Below are 17626 nucleotides of genomic sequence, written 5' to 3' on the forward strand. Positions count from 1 at the left end.
ATAAGAAAGGTGATTCCCAACTCTTTTCTGGGTTACGCAACCACTGGCGAATTGAGAAGGGAATCTTGGAGTGTTCTTAAAGCGCTATTTCAACCGGGTCTATTTCAAATAAAGAGTTATTTCAGCAGCGCCACAACCGTATGACGACGAACATTCGCTTGTGCATTCAGTGCTTGGAACGTCGAGCTAAACTGACCGGAAGTGGCCATAAAGCCATCGAGTTTCGCATTCACATCAGCAGCACTTAACTGCTTGGATTGGCTCTGCACTGTACGCATTTGGGAGTTCAATTCTCCGTGAAACGCTTTGGCTTCTTCCAAGCTGGTTTGTACCTGCCTTATATGCTGATTCACTTTGGCGATGGTTTGCTTAATGCCATCACGAGAGCCTAAATCAAAGCTCAACTCAGCGATGCCATCCGGTTCTGATTTTAGGTTCAGAACATTCGCTTGCCCTGCAGGAAAACGATGACCTTCGCCCGTCACTAGCACCTTTTGCTGCATTTGTTGATATGCGGTATCGCGCGCTTCAAACAAAATGGTGCCGTCTTCTGCCAGTGATGCTCGCATGCCCATCGCAATCAAACTGCGGTCGAGCATTTTCACGGTGCGCGCGCCGTCGGCTTGACCATCAAATTGAATCATCACCGATTGGCCTTGGGGAAAATCTAAGCGGATTTGCTCGGCTTTCTCACTCAAACGATGCACATTCAAACCGGGAATGGAGAAACGGCGAATATCCGCTTTATCCAGTTTGAGGTGCAGTTCGTTATCAATCACTTTCTGCCCGTCAAAGCGCGCCTGTTCAACCACTTGTTGAATCGATGCTTTAGAACGTACTAGCCCTTCTTGCAGACCGGTAACATTCTGCACACCTTGGTTGATAGCTTGGGTCAAACCTCGCTTGATTTGAGTCAGCTCTTTACCAATCACTTGCAACGACTTAGAGGCAATTTGCACCGCTGTTGCTTGTTGCTGACCTTGAGTAAGCTGAATGCCAGAAACGGAATAGGCTGACGCGGTGTCAGCCTGAACTTGCGTAGGACGCGGCTTAATCGCACTGCTCGAATCCGCTGAGCGGGTTGGCATGATAGAGGCTTGTTCTTGCCCACCTAAGCGTATGCTATGGGGTCTTACCTCTACTGTGCTCATCACCATATAAAACTTCCTTAAATACGATCAAACAGGTTGAGATCGTTGATCTTCACGTAGCTAGCTTGCGTTGCTTGTAACGCCGCCATGTAGTTGCTCAAACGTACTGACGCCTCACCGTAATCCAATGCAGATAAGTCACTGGTCACCTTATCAACGAACAGCTTGTTTTCACCGTGCGCGCTGTCCATTAGGTCGAGGTTGTTATGGCGACCACCAATTTCTGTCATCGCCCCCAGTACGTTCGCCAAGGTATCATCAATGGCAGATAAGCTAGCGTCTACTTCCGCTTGAAAATTCGGACTCGGGTTCTCAAATTCTGCAATCAAAGCATCGATTTGGTTCAATACATTATCGCCACCGCCAAGCTCCAGAATCTCTTTTGCCGTCATGTTGGAATCCATGGTCACGCCCTTCGCAACGGTTACCACGCGCTTGTCACTGTTACCATCAACTTGGTACGCACCGCCTGCATTACTCACCGCAGGCGTGTCCGTCTGAGTACCAGAAAACAGGTAGTGGCCTTCTTCGTCTTGCGCGTTGAATGAAGATTCAATCGAATCACGGTAGCTTTTTAGCTCAATGATCATGCCGCTACGGTCTTCATCGGTTAATGTGCCGTTCGCGCCCCAAAGCACCAAATCACGCACACTCTTCAAGCTCTCGTTGACCGAATCCAAATGGGTTTCTTGAGCAGAAAGTGTGGTTTTCAGATTGGCGATATTACTCTGGTACTGGCCGATCGCGCTGTTTTCACGTTCAAGGTTCAGTAGCTTTATCGACGCCATAGGATCGTCAGAAAGCTTGGTTAGTCGGTCACCCGTGGCCATTTGTTGAAGAACATGCCCCAAACCTGCGTTGTTGGTTTGCAGGCTTTGCAGCATCATTTGGCTAAATTGACTGTCACTGATTCGCATCTCGGGTTCCTTTTAGAATAACTGCAATACAGAGTCGAAAAGCTGATTAGCGGTGCTAATGACTTTCATGTTGGCGTTGTGTGCGTTAGCGAATGTCATCAGATTCGCCGCTTCTTCATCACTGTTCACCGCACTGACGTTGTCGCGCGCGGCATGCGCTTGTTTGTTCATTGCCGCTTTAGCTTCATAATCCGCTTCTGCTTGGCGGGCTTTGATCGCCGTTTCACCGACCATTGCGGTGAACGCATCGTTTAAGCTCAGCGAGCCATAGCCAGTGACTGAGACCGGCTTATTGCTCAGTTGAATTAGGTCATTCAACACATCGGCATTACCCGGAGTGCCATCACTGGAGAACGCTAATTCTTCCGCGCTGATATCGGTAATGGTTAGACTCGCTGCTGGGTTTGCTGGATCGTAGCTAAACAATGGCTTGCCCGGATTGCCGTTAAGATCTTGCCCTGTCGCCAGCACAGCGTTGTATTCATCCGCCAATGCTTTTGCCATGTCATCCAAAGCGACTTGGTTTGGCTTAAGCACATCGGTTTGATAATCGTTAATCGCACCCAACTTACCGCCTACCGAGTGGTCAATGACAAAGCTTTGCGAGGCGAAATCGACACTCAAATCCGCAAGATATGGGTCGCTTGGATCTGGCTTCGCTGTCAGCTGACCATAATTCGAACCCATTACCAAAGGCTGACCAGAAGCGAGTGTCACCTGCATGCTGCCGTCTGGTTGGTCGGTAGTTTTGATTTCAACGATTTGAGAAAGCTCGCCAATCAGCACATCGCGAGTGTCCATCAATTGAGCCGGATTGCCGCCTGTGCCTTGCATCTCTACGATCTGCTTGTTCACATCCGCAATGTTCGCCATCAAGCTATTGGCATGGTTCAACGCCGCAGTGCGCTGGTCACTCATGTCTTTATGCTGATTATGAAGGGACTCAGTTAACGTATTGAAACGACGCGCCAACGCTTCCGATTCATTGATGATCTGCTGACGGTATGGGATTGATTCTGGTTTTACTGTGGCATCGTTAAGCGCAGCATTAAGGGAATCTAACCCCGCAGAAACGCTAAAACCATCCGCGCCAAGCGTATTCTCAAGCTGGCTCATGGCGGTGGTATACCCAGCAGAATACGCAGCTAAACTGTTGGTAGACCACGTTTGCTTCACCAAGAACTGGTCAGTGACACGGCGAATACTTGTCACTTCAACACCCATGCCTGGGCTGAGCTTGTTGTACTTACCGTCACCGACAGACGCGGTTAGCGCTTGTTGGCGGCTGTATCCGGGCGTGTTGATGTTTGCCACGTTTTGCGCGGTCACATCCAACGCTACACGGTTCGCGTTTAAGCCTGAAAGGGCGATATTAACAAGGTTCATTTACAGCTCCATTTTCCTGATCAGCGGCTGAGTAAACGCGGTCGTCATTCCGGCTTCACCGAGCACTTGTTTAACAGAGGCGACCGCTTGCAGCGTGGGATTAACTACATCGGTCTTCATCGCGATTTCATCGTTTTCAAGTTGTGATGCGCGTTCAAGGTTGACCACTTTTCCATCGTTCGCCGGAGAGACATTTCGTGCTTGGTCGAACGCCACTTCACGCATTGAAGGGCTCAGTTGCTGGATCAGCATATTGGCGATACCGGAGTTCTGTTTTTTCGCCAACTCCATCGCCAATTGCCCATCGTACATATCACGAAACACGCCTTGTTGTTGGCTAGCGAATGGGCTGTCTTTGTCGGCCAATACATCACTGCTGCTGCGCATTTGACGTAGCACCATTTGTAGGAACATCGCCTCGAATTGACCCGCAACCACTTCAAGAGCACCTTCTTGATCGCGGCTTTTCTTGATGCTCGCTAGGGCGCTGTTGTCGTGATACAGCATGGTATTGAGTTGTGCTTGATCGCCGCTCGTATCTAACTTCATCGCTAACTCCTTAAATCACCACAAGCTCAGCATTCAGCGCGCCTGCTTCGTTCAATGCTTGTAGAATCGACATCAGATCCGTTGGCGTTGCGCCTAAGCTGTTTACGGCGTTGACGATGGTGTTTAGTTCCGTACCCGGAGGCCAAATCACCATCTGCGCTTGCTCTTCGTTTACTTCGATTTGAGTTTGATCCACGACTTTGGTTTCACCATCAGCAAATGCGTTCGGTTGGCTTACTTGTTGAGATTCGGAGATTCGAACAGTTAAGTTGCCGTGGCTTACTGCCGCTTCACCAACCTTAACGTTCTTACCAATCACCACCGTACCCGTACGTGAGTTGAAGACGATTCGAGCTGGTTTTCGACCTTCTTCCACGCTCATTTCTTCCAACATCGACATCATGGTGACACGCTGCTGGGTGTCCATCGGCGCACGCATTTCGACACGCGCCTTGTTGATCGCTTTCGCTACGTTTGGACCAAAAGTATTGTTGATTTCACGGGCGATGTTTTTCGCCGTTGTGAAGCTTGGTTTACGCAAGTTCAGAGTAATTTCATCGCGTTGGTTAAAGTCGGTTTCGATTTCTCGCTCTAGCGTTGCTCCGTTTGGAATGCGACCCGCAGTTGGCGTGTTCACTTCTACTTTAGAGCCGCTTCTGCCTTCGGCTGACAGACCACCAACAACCACGCTACCTTGAGCAATGGCATACACTTCGCCATCGATACCGCGTAGTGGTGTGAGCAGTAACGTGCCGCCGCGTAAGCTTTTCGCATCGCCGATAGAAGAAACTACTACGTCTAGTGTTTGACCCGGTCCCGCCATTGGGTCAACGGATGCGGTAACACTTACCGACGCCACGTTACGTAATTTCGGGTTCATGCTGTCATCAATCTGAACCCCAAATTGGCGCAGCATGTTAGTAATCGATTGAGCGGTGAATTTCACTTGGTTACGGTCGCCTTGACCGGCCAAGCCCACCACTAAACCGTAACCGACCAATTGGTTTTCTCGGATGCCCTGTACATCCACCAAGTCCATGATCGGAATTTCCACTTCGGCATGTGAAGTGGCAGGAAGTCCCAAGGTCAGAGCCAATAGGAAAGAGGTAAAGAATGCGTTGATTGGCTTCATTAGAATGGTACCCATGGGCTGTTGAAGAACTGAGTCAGCCACCCGGCTGCGTTGCTGTCGGCTAATGCGCCACGACCAGCGTAGGTAATGCGAGCATCCGCAATACGTTGAGAAGACACTTGGTTGCTGCGGTTGATATCATCAACACGCACAATACCTGTTAGGCGAATAAACTCGTCGCCTTGGTTGAGTCGGAGCCACTTTTCACCGCTAATGCGAAGTACACCATTTGGCAGTACCTCATGCACCGTCACGGTGATCGCGCCTTGTAACTTGTTGCCTTGCGAGCTAGATGCGCTGCCATCGAAATTACGACTGCCATCAATACTCACGCCCAACTCATCTATGGTTTTGGTGCCAATAGTTGGCGTAGCAAAGTCAACGGTAGAGCTTTTACCAAACTGGGTGCCCGCTTTCTTGCTCGACTCGGTCTCTTCAGAAAGCTGCACAGTCAAGACATCGCCCACTCGGTAAGCGCGACGGTCTTGGAATAACGTCATAGTGTATTGGTGACGATAAAGGCTGCCGGATTTGGCTTCTGGCAAGGTGTAATCCAGCACTGGCGGCGCGTATTCCTCTGTGTTTGGCTCAGGTGGAATAAACTCCTGACGCCCTGCACATCCCACCAGCAACACGACGGCAACTGCCCAACTCTTCGAAAGCCATTTCATTGCTTTTTCCTTCATCATCACCAATTTCTTACTTACATCGATTGCGCGACAAACTTCAGCATGTCGTCTGCGGCAGAAACCACTTTGGCGTTCATCTCGTACGCGCGTTGAGTGGTGATCATGTCCACCATCTCTTCCACTACCTGCACGTTTGAGCCTTCTAAAGCGCCCTGTTTGATGCTGCCTGCTCCGTCTTCGCCTGCAATCAATTCATCCGCAGGACCACTTGCTTCAGTTTCACGGAACAAGTTGCCGCCAACGGCTTCTAGACCCGCAGGGTTGATGAACTTCGCCAACGTGATTTGACCCAGTTGCTGCGGCGTTGGATCGTCAGCCGATGTGGTTGTTACCGTGCCATCCACACCCACAGAGAACGAAATCGCGTTGTCCGGGATTTGAATTTGTGGCTCTAGTGGCAAGCCTTGGCTGTTGACCATCAAGCCCTCTGAATTGATGTGGAACTGACCATTACGCGTGTACATGATCTGCCCGTCAGAGTTTTCGATTTGGAAGAAGCCTTGTCCCATCACCGCTAAATCCAACTCTTGAGTGGTGTTTTGTGTGTTACCTTGAGTGAAGACTTTTTGAGTTCCGACTACGCGAACACCGGAACCAAGCTGAACACCGCTTGGCAGTTCATTCACTTGGTCGACTTGCGCGCCCGGCTGACGCTGAATGCTGTAAAACAAGTCTTCAAACACCACGCGGTCACGCTTAAAGCCGACCGTGTTAACGTTCGCTAGGTTGTTAGAGATGGCAGTCATTTTGGTATCTTGAGCTGCCATGCCCGTTTTACTTACCCATAATGCTGAATGCATTGGTTATCTCCTTTGGACGAGAACCCCTTGCTGAGAGGGTTATCTCGCCGCCATCAATTTGTTTCCGGCTTGCGCCAAGGTTTCTGCGGTTTTCATCATGCGGACTTGCATTTCAAAGTTACGCGTCAGCGACATCACGCTCAGCAACTCATCAATGGCAGACACGTTACTGCCCTCAATGTGCTCTGGAGAAAGCTGCACGGTTTCATCCGCAGGGAAAGGCACACCATCGACGCTATGCAGCAAGCTGTCGCTCTCTTTTTGCAGTTGGTTGATTGGTGGTTTCACCATCTTCAAGGTGCCCACTTCCACTTCTGCACCACCACCCGGAGGAATCACAGAAACGCGGCCACGTTCACTGATTTCAATCTTCTGAAAATCAGGCACAACGATTGGTCCGTTTTCACCGACAACCGGGAAGCCATTGATGCTCATTGCGCCAAAGGTATCGACTTTGATGTTGCCTGCTCGGGTGTAAGCTTCATTACCAATTGGCGTTTCTACGGTAAGGTAGCCCTCGCCCATGATCGCCACATCGAGAGGACGACCGGTTTTCATGATGTCGCCAGAATCAAAACGCGTTGCGGCTGAGTTGGTCACCACCATGGTACGGCCATTAAAGCCCGCACCTTGTAGCTCAACACTGCGCACGCGTTCCATATCGGCACGGAAACCTGCGGTGTCAGCGTTCGATAAGTTGTTCGAACGTACGTGCTGAGCCTTAAGTACTCGACTCGCACCCGACGTGGCAGTAAATAACAAGCTATCCATGCGACTCTCCCATTACACCGCGTTGAACAGAGCTTGAGTCAGCTTGTCATTGGTCGAAATGGTTTTCGCGTTCGCTTGGTAGTTACGCTGCGCCGTCATAAGCGCAACCAGCTCGCTGGTTAAGTCAACGTTAGAGCCTTCTAGCGCACCCGGTGTTAAGTCACCCAATGTGCCCGTCCCCGGAACACCCATGATTGGTGCGCCTGAGCTAAAGCTTTGTGTCCAAGCCGTGCCGCTCACTTTCGATAGACCTTGCGTGTTAGCGAAATCCGCAAGCACAACCTGACCTTGCAGCTGAGACTGACCATTGGTGTAAGTCGCGTAAACCATGCCGTTGTCTTCCACTCGAACGCCCGCAAGCTCACCAGAGGTGTAACCGTTCGGGTTGTTGGTGCTCACGCCAAACGCAGCGCCAAACTGAGTGCTGCCGTTCAAGCTGATATCAATGCTCATTGCGTTTGCGCCCGCTGCTGGGAATGCAACGTTGAAAGAACCTGTTGGAGAAGCTAGCGTGCCGTCGGTATTGAATTGAACCGTTTGAGCCGTTGCTGGCGTCGTTGGTGCACCGTCAACTTCCACATTCACTTGCCATTCGTTATCTGATGTCTTGGTGAAGTACTGAGTGACTGTGTGCGAGTTGCCAAGCGAGTCGTACACCTTAGTGGTGTAAGAAGAGTTGAATGAGTTTGGATCGGAAGAATCGAATGGATAAATCGCTTGATCGACTGCCGTTGCGCTTGCGTCGAAGTTCGCCACAAAGTCCAGATTGTCAGTCGCTTTTGCGTTAAGTGAAGAAGTAGAAACTTTGATGTCGCCAACAGAGCCAGTTTGAAGGTTCGCATTGTTGTCTACGCTGTAACCTTGCAACTTGGCACCGTTATTTGCGGTCACAAAGTTGTTCTTATCAGTGCCAAACACACCTGCGCGAGTGTAAAGCATCTGACCCATGTGATCTTTCGTCACGAAGAAGCCACTGCCGTTGATCGCCAAGTCCATTGCACGGCCTGTGCCTGTCACCGAACCATTCTTATCGAAGTTCTGAGAAATCGACGCCACTTCTACGCCGCCAGGCTGCATACCGTTGTAAACTGCGGCAAATTCTGTGCGGCCACCTTTAAAGCCGTACGTTGATGCGTTGGCAATGTTGTGGCTGATGGTGTTTAACTCTGTGTTGGTCGCGTCCAGACCACTAAGTGCGATGTTAAAACTCATAAATAACCTCTGATTTCCTTATTTGGTTAAGCACCAAACTGAGTGATTTGATAGAAAGGAACGTTGCCAACGCCTTGAACATTGACCAGTGCTGCGCCACCTGAGCTAGGAATTCGTACCTGCTCAACCGTGCCTGCCAGCAAAACATTTGGGCTCTTTTGCCCTTCTTGAACTTCCACCGCAACGGTGTATTTACCCGGTTTCAAACCAAGCTCTTCTGGATTGATCGAGAACTCGACGTCACCCGCACCGTGCGCACCTAAAGGCACTTTGGTCGATTGGCCGAATTCATCTTTGACGACTAATGTCACTTGGTTCGAACCGTGTTCAAGCTCGACCTTGCCACTTTGCACGCCTTCACCAAGCTCAAACTCGTTTGAAGAGACGTACACGGTTTGACCAACCAAACCAGCCGTTGAAAGCACCTGCATGTTGTCGAGCAATACCATGCTGTTTTGCATCAGCATCGACATGTTTTCAGTACTTTGAACTTGCGAAAATTGCGCTAGCTGGCTGACATACTCAGTGCCATCAAGCGGGTTAAGTGGATCTTGGTTTTGAATTTGCGCCACCATGAGCGAGATAAACTCGTTTTGCAGTGACGTTGCGCTGTTCATATCCGATGGGTTCGCTGAAATGCCGCCCGTATCACCACTAGCGGTCGTTGCGACTGGTGCATCCGAAGAGAGCGCAGTGTATTGTGCGAGACTCATTAATTACCCTGCCCTAGTCGAAGCAGACCTTGCTGCATGCTTTTCACATTCGTCAGCACTTCCACGTTGGTTTCAAAGCTGCGCGTCGCGGACATCATGTCGGCCATCTCCGACACCACGTCAATGTCTGGGTAGTACACGTAGCCTTCGTCGTTCGCTAACGGGTTGTTAGGTTCGAAGCGTTTTTCTGCCTGACCTGCGTTTTGCACCACATCTACAATGCGCACTTCCGCATTCGGATAAACACCGTTTTCTGTCGCCATCTGCGTTTTTTGATACACAGTGGCGAACACAGGTTTGAGTGCTTTGTAGGCATCATCCGGATTGGCAGACACCGCGTCGGCGTTGGCAAGGTTACTGGCTACCGTGTTCAGGCGAACGGTTTGCGCCGTCATCGCCGAGCCAGTGATCGAATAGATATCAGTAAATGACATGTTTAACGTCCCTCAATCACTTTCGCCAAGCCACTGAATTTCATGTTGAGAAACGTCAGGCTGGTTTGAAAGTCCATGTTGTTTTGCGTGAACTTGGCTTGTTCAACGCCCAGTTCCACAGTGTTGCCGTCTTTGCTGTTTTGGTAAGGCACCGAATATTGCGCCTCAACCTGAAACTTCGGCACCGGTTTGTTCACACTGCCCGCTGACATTTGGTTCATCACGGTGGTGAAACTTAGGTCCTTTGCCAAATACCCAGGGGTATCAACATTTGCTAGGTTACTGGCGAGGACTTTGGTACGCTGAACGCGAAAATTGAGTGCCTCTGGATGTACACCTAACGCATTTTCGAATGTGATCGCCATGCATCTTTCCTTAAAGTCGGCTCGAATACGCCAAGATCAAAACAAGATGCATGCCATAAAATTTAGTTATATATATCAATGAATTACGAACAAGGAAGGAAGCCTCGCTTCCGGTTTACGGAAACCATTCAAACCAAGGGGAAAGGTCGATTTTCCTCAATCATGCTGCTTTGCGGTTTGGCTTTGAGTGCAAGCTCAATCAGTGCTTTAGCGAATGAGAAAAACCTAACCGCAGACGAGTTAAAAGCCATTGTCGGCGAGCAGTTTGAGCAAGAAGTGGCGCAAGTAGCACACTCACGTCAATGGGGACATTACCAACTCGATTATCAAATATGGGTGCCAGGCTCTGCCAATCATCTACCGGTTTGTGACGCCCCTTTGGCAATCACAGGACGCGATAACCGCCCGTTGCCTGTTGGCAATTTAAAGCGTGCTGTCAGTTGCGAAGCGGTGAGCTCTCCATGGCGCATCAATGTCACAATCAAATCGGCGGTGACGCTTCCTGTGCTTGTTGCCACCAGCACAATTGACCGCAACGACACCCTCTCAGCCTCAAACTTAAAATCAGAAACACGCACGATTTCACGCCAAGACGATTTCTACACGAAAGCAAACCAAGCCATAGGCCTTGAGACCACCCGCCGCATTCGAGCAGGCCAAATCATTGACCCAACCAACTTAAGTTCGCCGCCATTGATCGAGAGAGGCAACGAAGTGATCATCATCGCCAGCAAAGAGGGATTTAGTGCCAGCACTAAGGGAGTCGCTTTAGAACAAGGTAAGAAAGGTCAGCAAATTGAGGTAGAAAACACCAGTTCTGGCAAGGTGATACGCGCTGTCGTAACGGGGCTCAATCAGGTGCATACCCAATTTTGATTTTGGACTCAGGTTATCATTTTTCGATTTAGGCACTCGTCAGCGCAGGTGAACTTCGAGTACAAAAAATAAATATTTAATGTTCATCACACCCTAGTCGCCTATTCGATTTAGAACATGATGATTGAGGACAACAGCATGAAAATCGACAAAGTCGCGGGCGGTCATGTCCCACAAACTAAATTTCAGCAGGCGAGTAAAAAGCCAGTCGACACCATCGCACAGAGCAAAATTAACGAGCCAGCACTTCAAGCGAACACAGCTGCGATCGATCGCGCTCAAGCAGAAATGAAATCTCTGCCAGACGTAGACATGGCAAAGGTTGAGCAAATTCGTAATGCATTAGCACGTGGTGAACTGAATCTAGATACCAAAGCATTATCCAAAGCAGTAATGCAATTTCACACCGGTCACGAGTAACGCAGCGCACTAGGAGTCATGCATGGCAACGGCGGCATCACAGCATATTCAGCAGTTTGTTCGTTCTATTTCCGAAGACATCAAACTCTACCAGCAATTGCTGGGGCTGATTCAACAGCAAAAAGCACTGTATTTGAAGTTCGATGGTGAGGCGCTAAGCGAGAACATTCAAAAACAAATGCCGATTTTGAATCAGCTTGGTCGCTCCGCAAGTGAAAGAAGCCAGTTAATGCGTAAGCTCGGATTGCCTTGTAATGAGACCAGTGTGAATCGTATTTTCAATGCCTTGCCCGCCAAGATTGGTACGCAAGCGAGAAAACAATGGACGCTGTTGGAATCCTTGGTGAAACAATGCCAACAGGACAATCAGAGCAATGGCCAAAGCTCTGCAGCGTTCCAAGAGTTAGTAAGTCAACTCAAACAACCTGTGCAACACACTTATGAAGAGCGTTCGTTCTAAACAACGATTCTCGCCTTGCCTGCAGAGTCTACCGCCATCCCGGTCGATTGCTGTGGGCTTTTTTGTTTTGTGCGTGACGTGCTTGTCTCCAATGACGATGGCCAAGCCGCATGAAGTCACTATCAGTCAGCAATATCAAGTGCTCGCGCCATATCAAACGCAAATTAGCCAACGTCTCGATTCCGTTAGCCCGCTTCTCGATCATATTTTCAAACAGCTTAAGCAAAAGTCTTTGCCCGCCAACTTGGTGTTAGTGCCCATGCTGGAATCATCCTACAACCCTAAAGCTGTATCACACGCCAATGCCGCCGGTTTATGGCAACTGATTCCTGCTACAGCGACGCGCTTTGGCTTGCAAGTGAGCGATAAGCAAGACGAGCGCTTTGATACTAAAGCCAGCACTCAAGCCGCCATAAGATATTTAGAATTTCTGTATAACAAGTTTGATCAAGATATTGCGCTCACTCTAGCCGCTTACAACGCAGGAGAAGGTCGCGTTGCACGTGCCATCAAAAAAGCAGACAGTCGAGATTTCACGGCACTTACTTTGCCGAAAGAGACTCAGCAATACGTCAATCGCTTTTACGCGTTGGAACGTTTGGTGAATATACAGAAATTGCGTACCGATTCTTTCCAGCCATTACTTTTGTTTGCAGACCATTCCACTATCTACGCCGAACCGCTTATAGACCTTAGTCGATTGCCTCCACTAGTGGAATTGTGAACACTCTCACTAAATTCCACCAATGTCAGAAGCACGTAAAATTACAAGATCCTGTTCTGCCAATTTGCAAACTCGTGATCTCGATGCAAACGCGTGCATAAAAGTTACGGTAATGTATCTCAAAGATAAGAAAGAGCAGTGGTTTGCTGATAATTTACCAACTTGCACTTGTACATTGGCTAGATATCCATCACATTACGTGTGCAAATAAAGTGAAAACCAATAGTTAGACCTATTAATTATTTACACAACAAATATAAAGCCGCTATTGTTTTCACAGATTGATACAAAAAACAGAATATCGAGATGACGCTTCGCTTGCGCGTCTGGAATAAGTCCGGGTTCCGGGGGGGAGCTCGGACTTTTTTTATTGCTTGGAAGTTACAATTTTGATCTGAGGAGGGTTACAGCAACTCTTTTGCGATAAGTTGTAGCAAGAAGGTTTCGCGTTCAATGCTCATGCCTTTCTTCGGGCTTTCCGCCATCGTCTTTTCATTGTGCGCGATCGCGTCGTGAACATTCATCCATACTGGGCGCATGCCGTTCTTCACTTCGTAATCTTCATAAGCCGTTTCACCTAGCTCACGGTCAATTTTGCACGTGTAGCAGTATGACGTCATGTGCATCACATCAGCATCGTCTTTGTACCAAGGACGAAATTCTTCGAAGATGCCGTAAGGCTTGATGTTGTGAATGTTCTTCGCACCGGTTTCTTCTTCCAGCTCACGAACTAAACCTGCAATCACATCCTCACCGTCATCGATGCCACCGCCAGGCAGTGTGTAATCGTGGTAACGCTCTGTGTAAAGAAGCAGGACATCTTCACCGTCTAATACAATGGCGCGCGCCGCATTGCGTTGGAAGATGATTTTGTCATCCAGATGTTCGATTTCTGGGTGCGTGGTGGTTTTCAAATGTCTCATCGCAGAATCCGCTGTGAATGTTTTGCGCGCATACTACCGAAATTCATGCGCATTCCCAAGTTTCAATTTGAGCACGTCTGAAACAAATATAGGCGAACAGTGAGCAAATTCTAAAATTGCACAGAATTCCCTTACAAGCGTCGTGCTTTTAACAAACATAAGACAATATTTTTCTGAAACTCTCCTATAATCAACACACTACTCGTTAATCCCATGCGGAGATCAAGAATGAAAAAGACAACTTTAGTAACGGCAGTGGCAGCAGCGATGGTGTTGGCAGGTTGCTCAACTTATGACGGTGCAACTCGCTCAAATGAATACACATCAGCAGCAAACCCAGCAGCGGTATACTGCGTACAGCAAGGCGGCGAGCTAGATACAGTAACGGAAAATGGTGAACGCGTAACTTACTGCCAACTGTCTGAAAACGAGCGCTTTGAGCAGTGGGAATACTACCGCAACAACCACAAAGAAGATGGCGAGTCGTAAACAACGTTAACATTTACGCAATCTAAGATTACAATTTTACCAACAAAGGAGCTTTAAGCTCCTTTTTGTTTACCGTAAATTTCCCTACTTTCTGATACTTACCCCTTTATCCATCGGCCTTACCGCATAGCGACACGATATCGAACGGCGTTTTATTCCTGACATTCCCCTGACATTACTTTCCACTTGGTCAATAAAATTTCTCGCGCACATCACGAAATTTCACGTTTTTTCCACATTTTTTACGGGAGCGGGTGGTCAGGATGAAAACAGATACAGTCAAACAAGCCGAATCGGCACAAACCAATGTGATTACTGAAGAGTCAAAGCGCATCATCTACAAATCGATGTTAAGTGCATTGACCATCATTGCGCTTAGTATTTTGGTCAACCTAAGTATCCGCGTGGACTACGTTTTACTCGGTTCAAGCTTGGGAGAAACCTCTGTTACGGAAACCTTACAGCTGATCATGTTGGCTGTTGCGTCTTGGTCTTTCTTCCGCATTTCTAGACAAGAAAGCCATGTATCACACGCGGCAATCTTGATCGCTGGGTTCTTTGCGGTATTGATGATCCGTGAAATGGACTACTGGTTTGACATGATTCACCACGGTTCTTGGGTCTTCCCTGCTCTTGCACTCACTGCACTGGCTTGTGCGAAAGCGTACCAAGGCGGTAAAGGCACCGTGAACGAAATGGCAACCATTCTACAATCACCTTACATGAAGCTACTTATCGGCTCGGTGATCTTGTTGTTGGTGTTCTCTCGCCTGTACGGCATGGGTAGCTTCTGGCAACACGTAATGGGCGAGCATTACATACGTGATGTGAAAAACATCTCAGAAGAAGGCATGGAGCTACTGTGTTACAGCCTAATCGCGCTAAGTGCCGTACGCACACGCCGCGAACTAAAGCGTCAGTAAGTTGAAGTGGCTTACCTAGCCTTTCGCTTCGGGGTCAAGTTGCAGGTTCAACGCCGTTAATATCGGATGAAACACTGCTAACGCTTGCTCTGCTGCAACCACTGAATCATCAAAGGCCGTCATTTCGATGGCCTTTTTCATATCTGCAACTTGCCCTCGCACTTCAGGCTCTAAATCGAGCGCTTGAAGCTTTTCTATCGCACCAAGGCCAATGGCTAAAGGCTTTACTCGTACCTCTGCGAGGTCACGTTCAAAGGCGCAACGCTTGACTCCCTCTAGATACACTCGGTAAGTCGTGAGTTCATCAAACAACAAAAACGCTTCCGCTAAAACACCTGTATTGGGGTAAGGCACACTCACATGATGCGAGAGATCCAGCGGAATATTGAGCTTTACTCCCATGTCCGCGCAGCGCGACTTCAACACGCGCAATAAACCTTGCTCATCCATTAAGGTTTGAATCTCGATGATGCGCTCTAGGTGATAGTCATTGGAGAGTAAAGTGACTTCAATGGTTTGCCCTGTTTCGCAAAGGCCACTCCTCAATAATTCCGCAGCAGCATTTTGCATGTTCTGCACCGTATTGAGTGAGCGATTCTCGATGATGACCTGCTGCTCAGGAAAATCGATTTCCCTGGCCTTGGCTAACTGGCAAAAATAGCGGTACATCGCATCCGCTTCTGAAACGGTTTGTCCTTGAGTCACACCGCCACAAAAAACCAAGGCAGTCGTCTCAAAGCAAAATTCGTTTAAAACATTCAACAGCGCTTCCACGCGTGATCGGCCTTCAGCACTCAACTGATCGTGCACCAACCGCTTACCTAGAATGATCACTACCTTGTTTAACTTCATTACCCAGATCTCAATTACTCATACTTTAGCGAACAATTTGTATACAAAAATTTGCTTTGCCAATACTCTTTCAGGCATTAACATCTAATTAACAATGTCGTTCTAGAGACCTAAACAAAGGTCCGCAGAGAAAGGAAGTCAATTATGCTGTCGATTTTCGATATTTTTAAGGTCGGTGTCGGTCCATCCAGTTCCCACACCAATGGCCCAATGCTCGCAGGTTACCATTTCACTCAATTACTTAGCGACTCTATGGCGAAAGTGCACAAGGTGCAAGTTGACCTTTATGGTTCTTTATCGCTGACTGGCAAAGGCCACCATACAGACCGTGCCACCGTCCTTGGTTTGATGGGCAATAAGCCCGATACCATTAAAATGACCAGCGCCAAGAGTGCACTGCAACATACCATTGAACATGGCACACTCTCGGTCGCAGGTGTTCATGAAATCGTGTTTAGCTATGAGCACGATATTGTCTTTCACAGTGATAACCTCCCCCTTCATGAAAATGGCATGACCATTACGGCTTATGATGCTGCTGGTGATCAGGTGGCGTTTGAAACTTACTACTCTATCGGTGGTGGCTTTATTGCAACCGCTGCCGAGTTGGAAAATGGCAGTACCGAAACGGAAGTACAGGTACCTTACCCATTCAAATCCGCCGATGAAATGCTAGAAAAAGCCGAGCAGAACGGATTCAGCTTAGGTGGAATGATTCTGCAAAACGAGCGTGTCTTCCGTGAACAGGAAGAGATCGATCAAAAAGCCGAACAGATCTGGAAAGTGATGTCGCTGTGCATGCAACGAGGCTTTGATACCGAAGGGATTCTCGAAGGCGGGTTGAACGTAACGCGCCGAGCGCCAAACCTACTCAAAAAACTCGAAGCCAATGCGGCAGTAGAGAACGATCCAATGGAGATCATGGATTGGATTAACCTGTTTGCCTTTGCTGTAAGTGAAGAGAACGCCGCAGGTGGTCAGGTAGTGACTTCGCCAACCAACGGCGCTGCTGGTGTTATTCCTGCCGTGCTTATGTACTACCATCGCTTCATTAAGGAGCTAGATAACAAGCAATTGAAAGACTTCTTAGCCGTGGCGGGGGCGATTGGCATCTTGTACAAAACCAACGCTTCCATCTCAGGGGCAGAGGTCGGGTGCCAAGGCGAAGTCGGCGTATCTTCTTCGATGGCGGCCGCAGGCTTAACGGCACTGCGTGGAGGCAGCAATGAGCAGATATGTATTGCCGCAGAGATCGCCATGGAGCACTCACTCGGCATGACTTGTGACCCGATTGGCGGTTTGGTTCAGGTGCCGTGTATTGAGCGAAACGCGATGGGCGCGATGAAGGCCATTAACGCATCACGCATGGCCCTGAAACGCACCAGCAAATGCCTTATTTCATTAGATAAAGTTATCGAAACCATGTACCAGACGGGCAAAGACATGAATAAGAAATATCGTGAGACATCACTTGGAGGACTCGCGGTGATTCATATGGCCCCACCATGCGAATAGCATACTTTATATCAGTTTTTGCTAATTAATATTTTTCATTGTTGGCGGACAAAATTCCGCCAACGCCTTTGTTCGTGTATAAAAATCAGCCTGCCTCTCGCTTCTCTTCATTCTGCTTATTAATTCAGCGACTTTTCAAAACCTTAAAAAACACAAAAGAATAATAGTCTTATAAATTGTTATTTTTTAGTCATTTATTCACATAATTTTCAGTTGATCTAGAACAACACATTAGCGAGGCAAACGTTTCGCATTAGAAATTTTAGTGCATTAATTTCGTTTTATGCGACAATTGTTTCAATATGTAACATAGCGTTTAAGTAAC

General features: G+C 48.4%; 21 protein-coding genes. 7 read left to right on the plus strand and 14 right to left on the minus strand.

The annotated features are described in order from the left end of the window. Positions 1-116: 116 nt before the first annotated feature. The 12 genes from VCHENC03_RS19610 to flgB are packed head-to-tail and all read right to left on the minus strand — an operon-like array spanning position 117 to position 10119. Positions 117-1157, minus strand: coding sequence for a flagellin (locus VCHENC03_RS19610; protein ID WP_009705029.1), 1041 nt, complete (start codon positions 1155-1157; stop codon positions 117-119). An 11-nt stretch (positions 1158-1168) separates the two neighbouring features. Beyond that, entirely contained in the window at positions 1169-2068 is a 900-nt protein-coding gene (gene flgL, locus VCHENC03_RS19605; protein WP_005432410.1) for a flagellar hook-associated protein FlgL, read from the minus strand. Positions 2069-2080: 12 nt separating this feature from the next. After that, the gene (gene flgK, locus VCHENC03_RS19600; protein ID WP_009705030.1) at positions 2081-3454 is read right to left on the minus strand and encodes a flagellar hook-associated protein FlgK; all 1374 of its coding nucleotides are present in this window, start codon (positions 3452-3454) and stop codon (positions 2081-2083) included. Next, entirely contained in the window at positions 3455-4003 is a 549-nt protein-coding gene (locus tag VCHENC03_RS19595) for a rod-binding protein (protein WP_009705031.1), read from the minus strand. Between the two features lie 10 nt (positions 4004-4013). Beyond that, entirely contained in the window at positions 4014-5135 is a 1122-nt protein-coding gene (locus tag VCHENC03_RS19590; RefSeq protein ID WP_009705032.1) for a flagellar basal body P-ring protein FlgI, read from the minus strand. Then, positions 5135-5806 (minus strand): flagellar basal body L-ring protein FlgH, encoded by a 672-nt coding sequence (gene flgH, locus VCHENC03_RS19585; RefSeq protein ID WP_005435900.1) that lies wholly within the window; start codon positions 5804-5806, stop codon positions 5135-5137. The genes VCHENC03_RS19590 and flgH overlap by 1 nt, the downstream gene beginning before the upstream one ends. A 32-nt stretch (positions 5807-5838) precedes the next feature. Beyond that, on the minus strand, positions 5839-6624 hold the full coding sequence (flgG, locus tag VCHENC03_RS19580) for a flagellar basal-body rod protein FlgG (RefSeq protein WP_005432423.1): 786 nt from the start codon (positions 6622-6624) through the stop codon (positions 5839-5841). A gap of 39 nt (positions 6625-6663) precedes the next feature. Further along, on the minus strand, positions 6664-7395 hold the full coding sequence (gene flgF, locus VCHENC03_RS19575) for a flagellar basal-body rod protein FlgF (RefSeq protein ID WP_009705033.1): 732 nt from the start codon (positions 7393-7395) through the stop codon (positions 6664-6666). A 12-nt stretch (positions 7396-7407) separates the two neighbouring features. Continuing rightward, entirely contained in the window at positions 7408-8607 is a 1200-nt protein-coding gene (flgE, locus tag VCHENC03_RS19570) for a flagellar hook protein FlgE (RefSeq protein ID WP_005535960.1), read from the minus strand. A 26-nt stretch (positions 8608-8633) separates the two neighbouring features. Next, positions 8634-9320 carry a flagellar hook assembly protein FlgD gene (gene flgD / locus VCHENC03_RS19565; protein WP_005535962.1) on the minus strand — a complete coding sequence of 229 codons (687 nt, stop codon included), beginning with the start codon at positions 9318-9320 and terminating at the stop codon, positions 8634-8636. Beyond that, the gene (flgC, locus tag VCHENC03_RS19560) at positions 9320-9754 is read right to left on the minus strand and encodes a flagellar basal body rod protein FlgC (protein ID WP_005432431.1); all 435 of its coding nucleotides are present in this window, start codon (positions 9752-9754) and stop codon (positions 9320-9322) included. Before flgC ends, flgD begins: the two co-directional genes overlap by 1 nt. A 2-nt stretch (positions 9755-9756) precedes the next feature. Beyond that, positions 9757-10119, minus strand: coding sequence for a flagellar basal body rod protein FlgB (gene flgB, locus VCHENC03_RS19555; RefSeq protein ID WP_005432433.1), 363 nt, complete (start codon positions 10117-10119; stop codon positions 9757-9759). A gap of 78 nt (positions 10120-10197) precedes the next feature. On the opposite strand from flgB, the gene flgA reads away from it, so the two are divergent. From flgA to VCHENC03_RS19535, 4 genes are all read left to right on the plus strand, one after another. Next, positions 10198-10995 (plus strand): flagellar basal body P-ring formation chaperone FlgA, encoded by a 798-nt coding sequence (flgA, locus tag VCHENC03_RS19550; RefSeq protein ID WP_083481805.1) that lies wholly within the window; start codon positions 10198-10200, stop codon positions 10993-10995. Between the two features lie 138 nt (positions 10996-11133). Next, positions 11134-11415, plus strand: a complete 282-nt coding sequence (flgM, locus tag VCHENC03_RS19545) for a flagellar biosynthesis anti-sigma factor FlgM (protein WP_009705035.1) — start codon at positions 11134-11136, stop codon at positions 11413-11415. 22 nt (positions 11416-11437) lie between these two features. Continuing rightward, complete coding sequence (gene flgN / locus VCHENC03_RS19540) at positions 11438-11875, plus strand: flagellar export chaperone FlgN (protein ID WP_009705036.1); 438 nt, start codon at positions 11438-11440, stop codon at positions 11873-11875. A gap of 46 nt (positions 11876-11921) precedes the next feature. Beyond that, a complete protein-coding gene (locus VCHENC03_RS19535; RefSeq protein ID WP_032802261.1) occupies positions 11922-12599 on the plus strand; it encodes a lytic transglycosylase domain-containing protein in 678 nt (225 codons plus the stop codon). 404 nt (positions 12600-13003) lie between these two features. Here the strand turns inward: VCHENC03_RS19535 and VCHENC03_RS19530 are convergent, their stop codons facing one another. Continuing rightward, positions 13004-13522 carry an NUDIX hydrolase gene (locus tag VCHENC03_RS19530; protein WP_009705038.1) on the minus strand — a complete coding sequence of 173 codons (519 nt, stop codon included), beginning with the start codon at positions 13520-13522 and terminating at the stop codon, positions 13004-13006. A gap of 228 nt (positions 13523-13750) precedes the next feature. On the opposite strand from VCHENC03_RS19530, the gene VCHENC03_RS19525 reads away from it, so the two are divergent. Then, a complete protein-coding gene (locus VCHENC03_RS19525; RefSeq protein ID WP_005443680.1) occupies positions 13751-14011 on the plus strand; it encodes a putative hemolysin in 261 nt (86 codons plus the stop codon). Positions 14012-14274: 263 nt separating this feature from the next. Next, positions 14275-14934, plus strand: a complete 660-nt coding sequence (locus VCHENC03_RS19520) for a hypothetical protein (RefSeq protein ID WP_009705039.1) — start codon at positions 14275-14277, stop codon at positions 14932-14934. A 15-nt stretch (positions 14935-14949) separates the two neighbouring features. On the opposite strand, the gene VCHENC03_RS19515 is transcribed toward VCHENC03_RS19520, so the two are convergent. After that, positions 14950-15786 (minus strand): YdcF family protein, encoded by an 837-nt coding sequence (locus VCHENC03_RS19515; RefSeq protein ID WP_009705040.1) that lies wholly within the window; start codon positions 15784-15786, stop codon positions 14950-14952. Positions 15787-15930: 144 nt separating this feature from the next. Between VCHENC03_RS19515 and VCHENC03_RS19510 the strand changes: the two genes are divergently transcribed. Next, positions 15931-17301 (plus strand): L-serine ammonia-lyase, encoded by a 1371-nt coding sequence (locus VCHENC03_RS19510; protein WP_009705041.1) that lies wholly within the window; start codon positions 15931-15933, stop codon positions 17299-17301. The last annotated feature ends 325 nt before the right edge of the window (positions 17302-17626 follow it).

Origin of the sequence: Vibrio sp. HENC-03, from assembly GCF_000305755.2 — a bacterium.
Lineage (GTDB): Bacteria > Pseudomonadota > Gammaproteobacteria > Enterobacterales > Vibrionaceae > Vibrio > Vibrio owensii.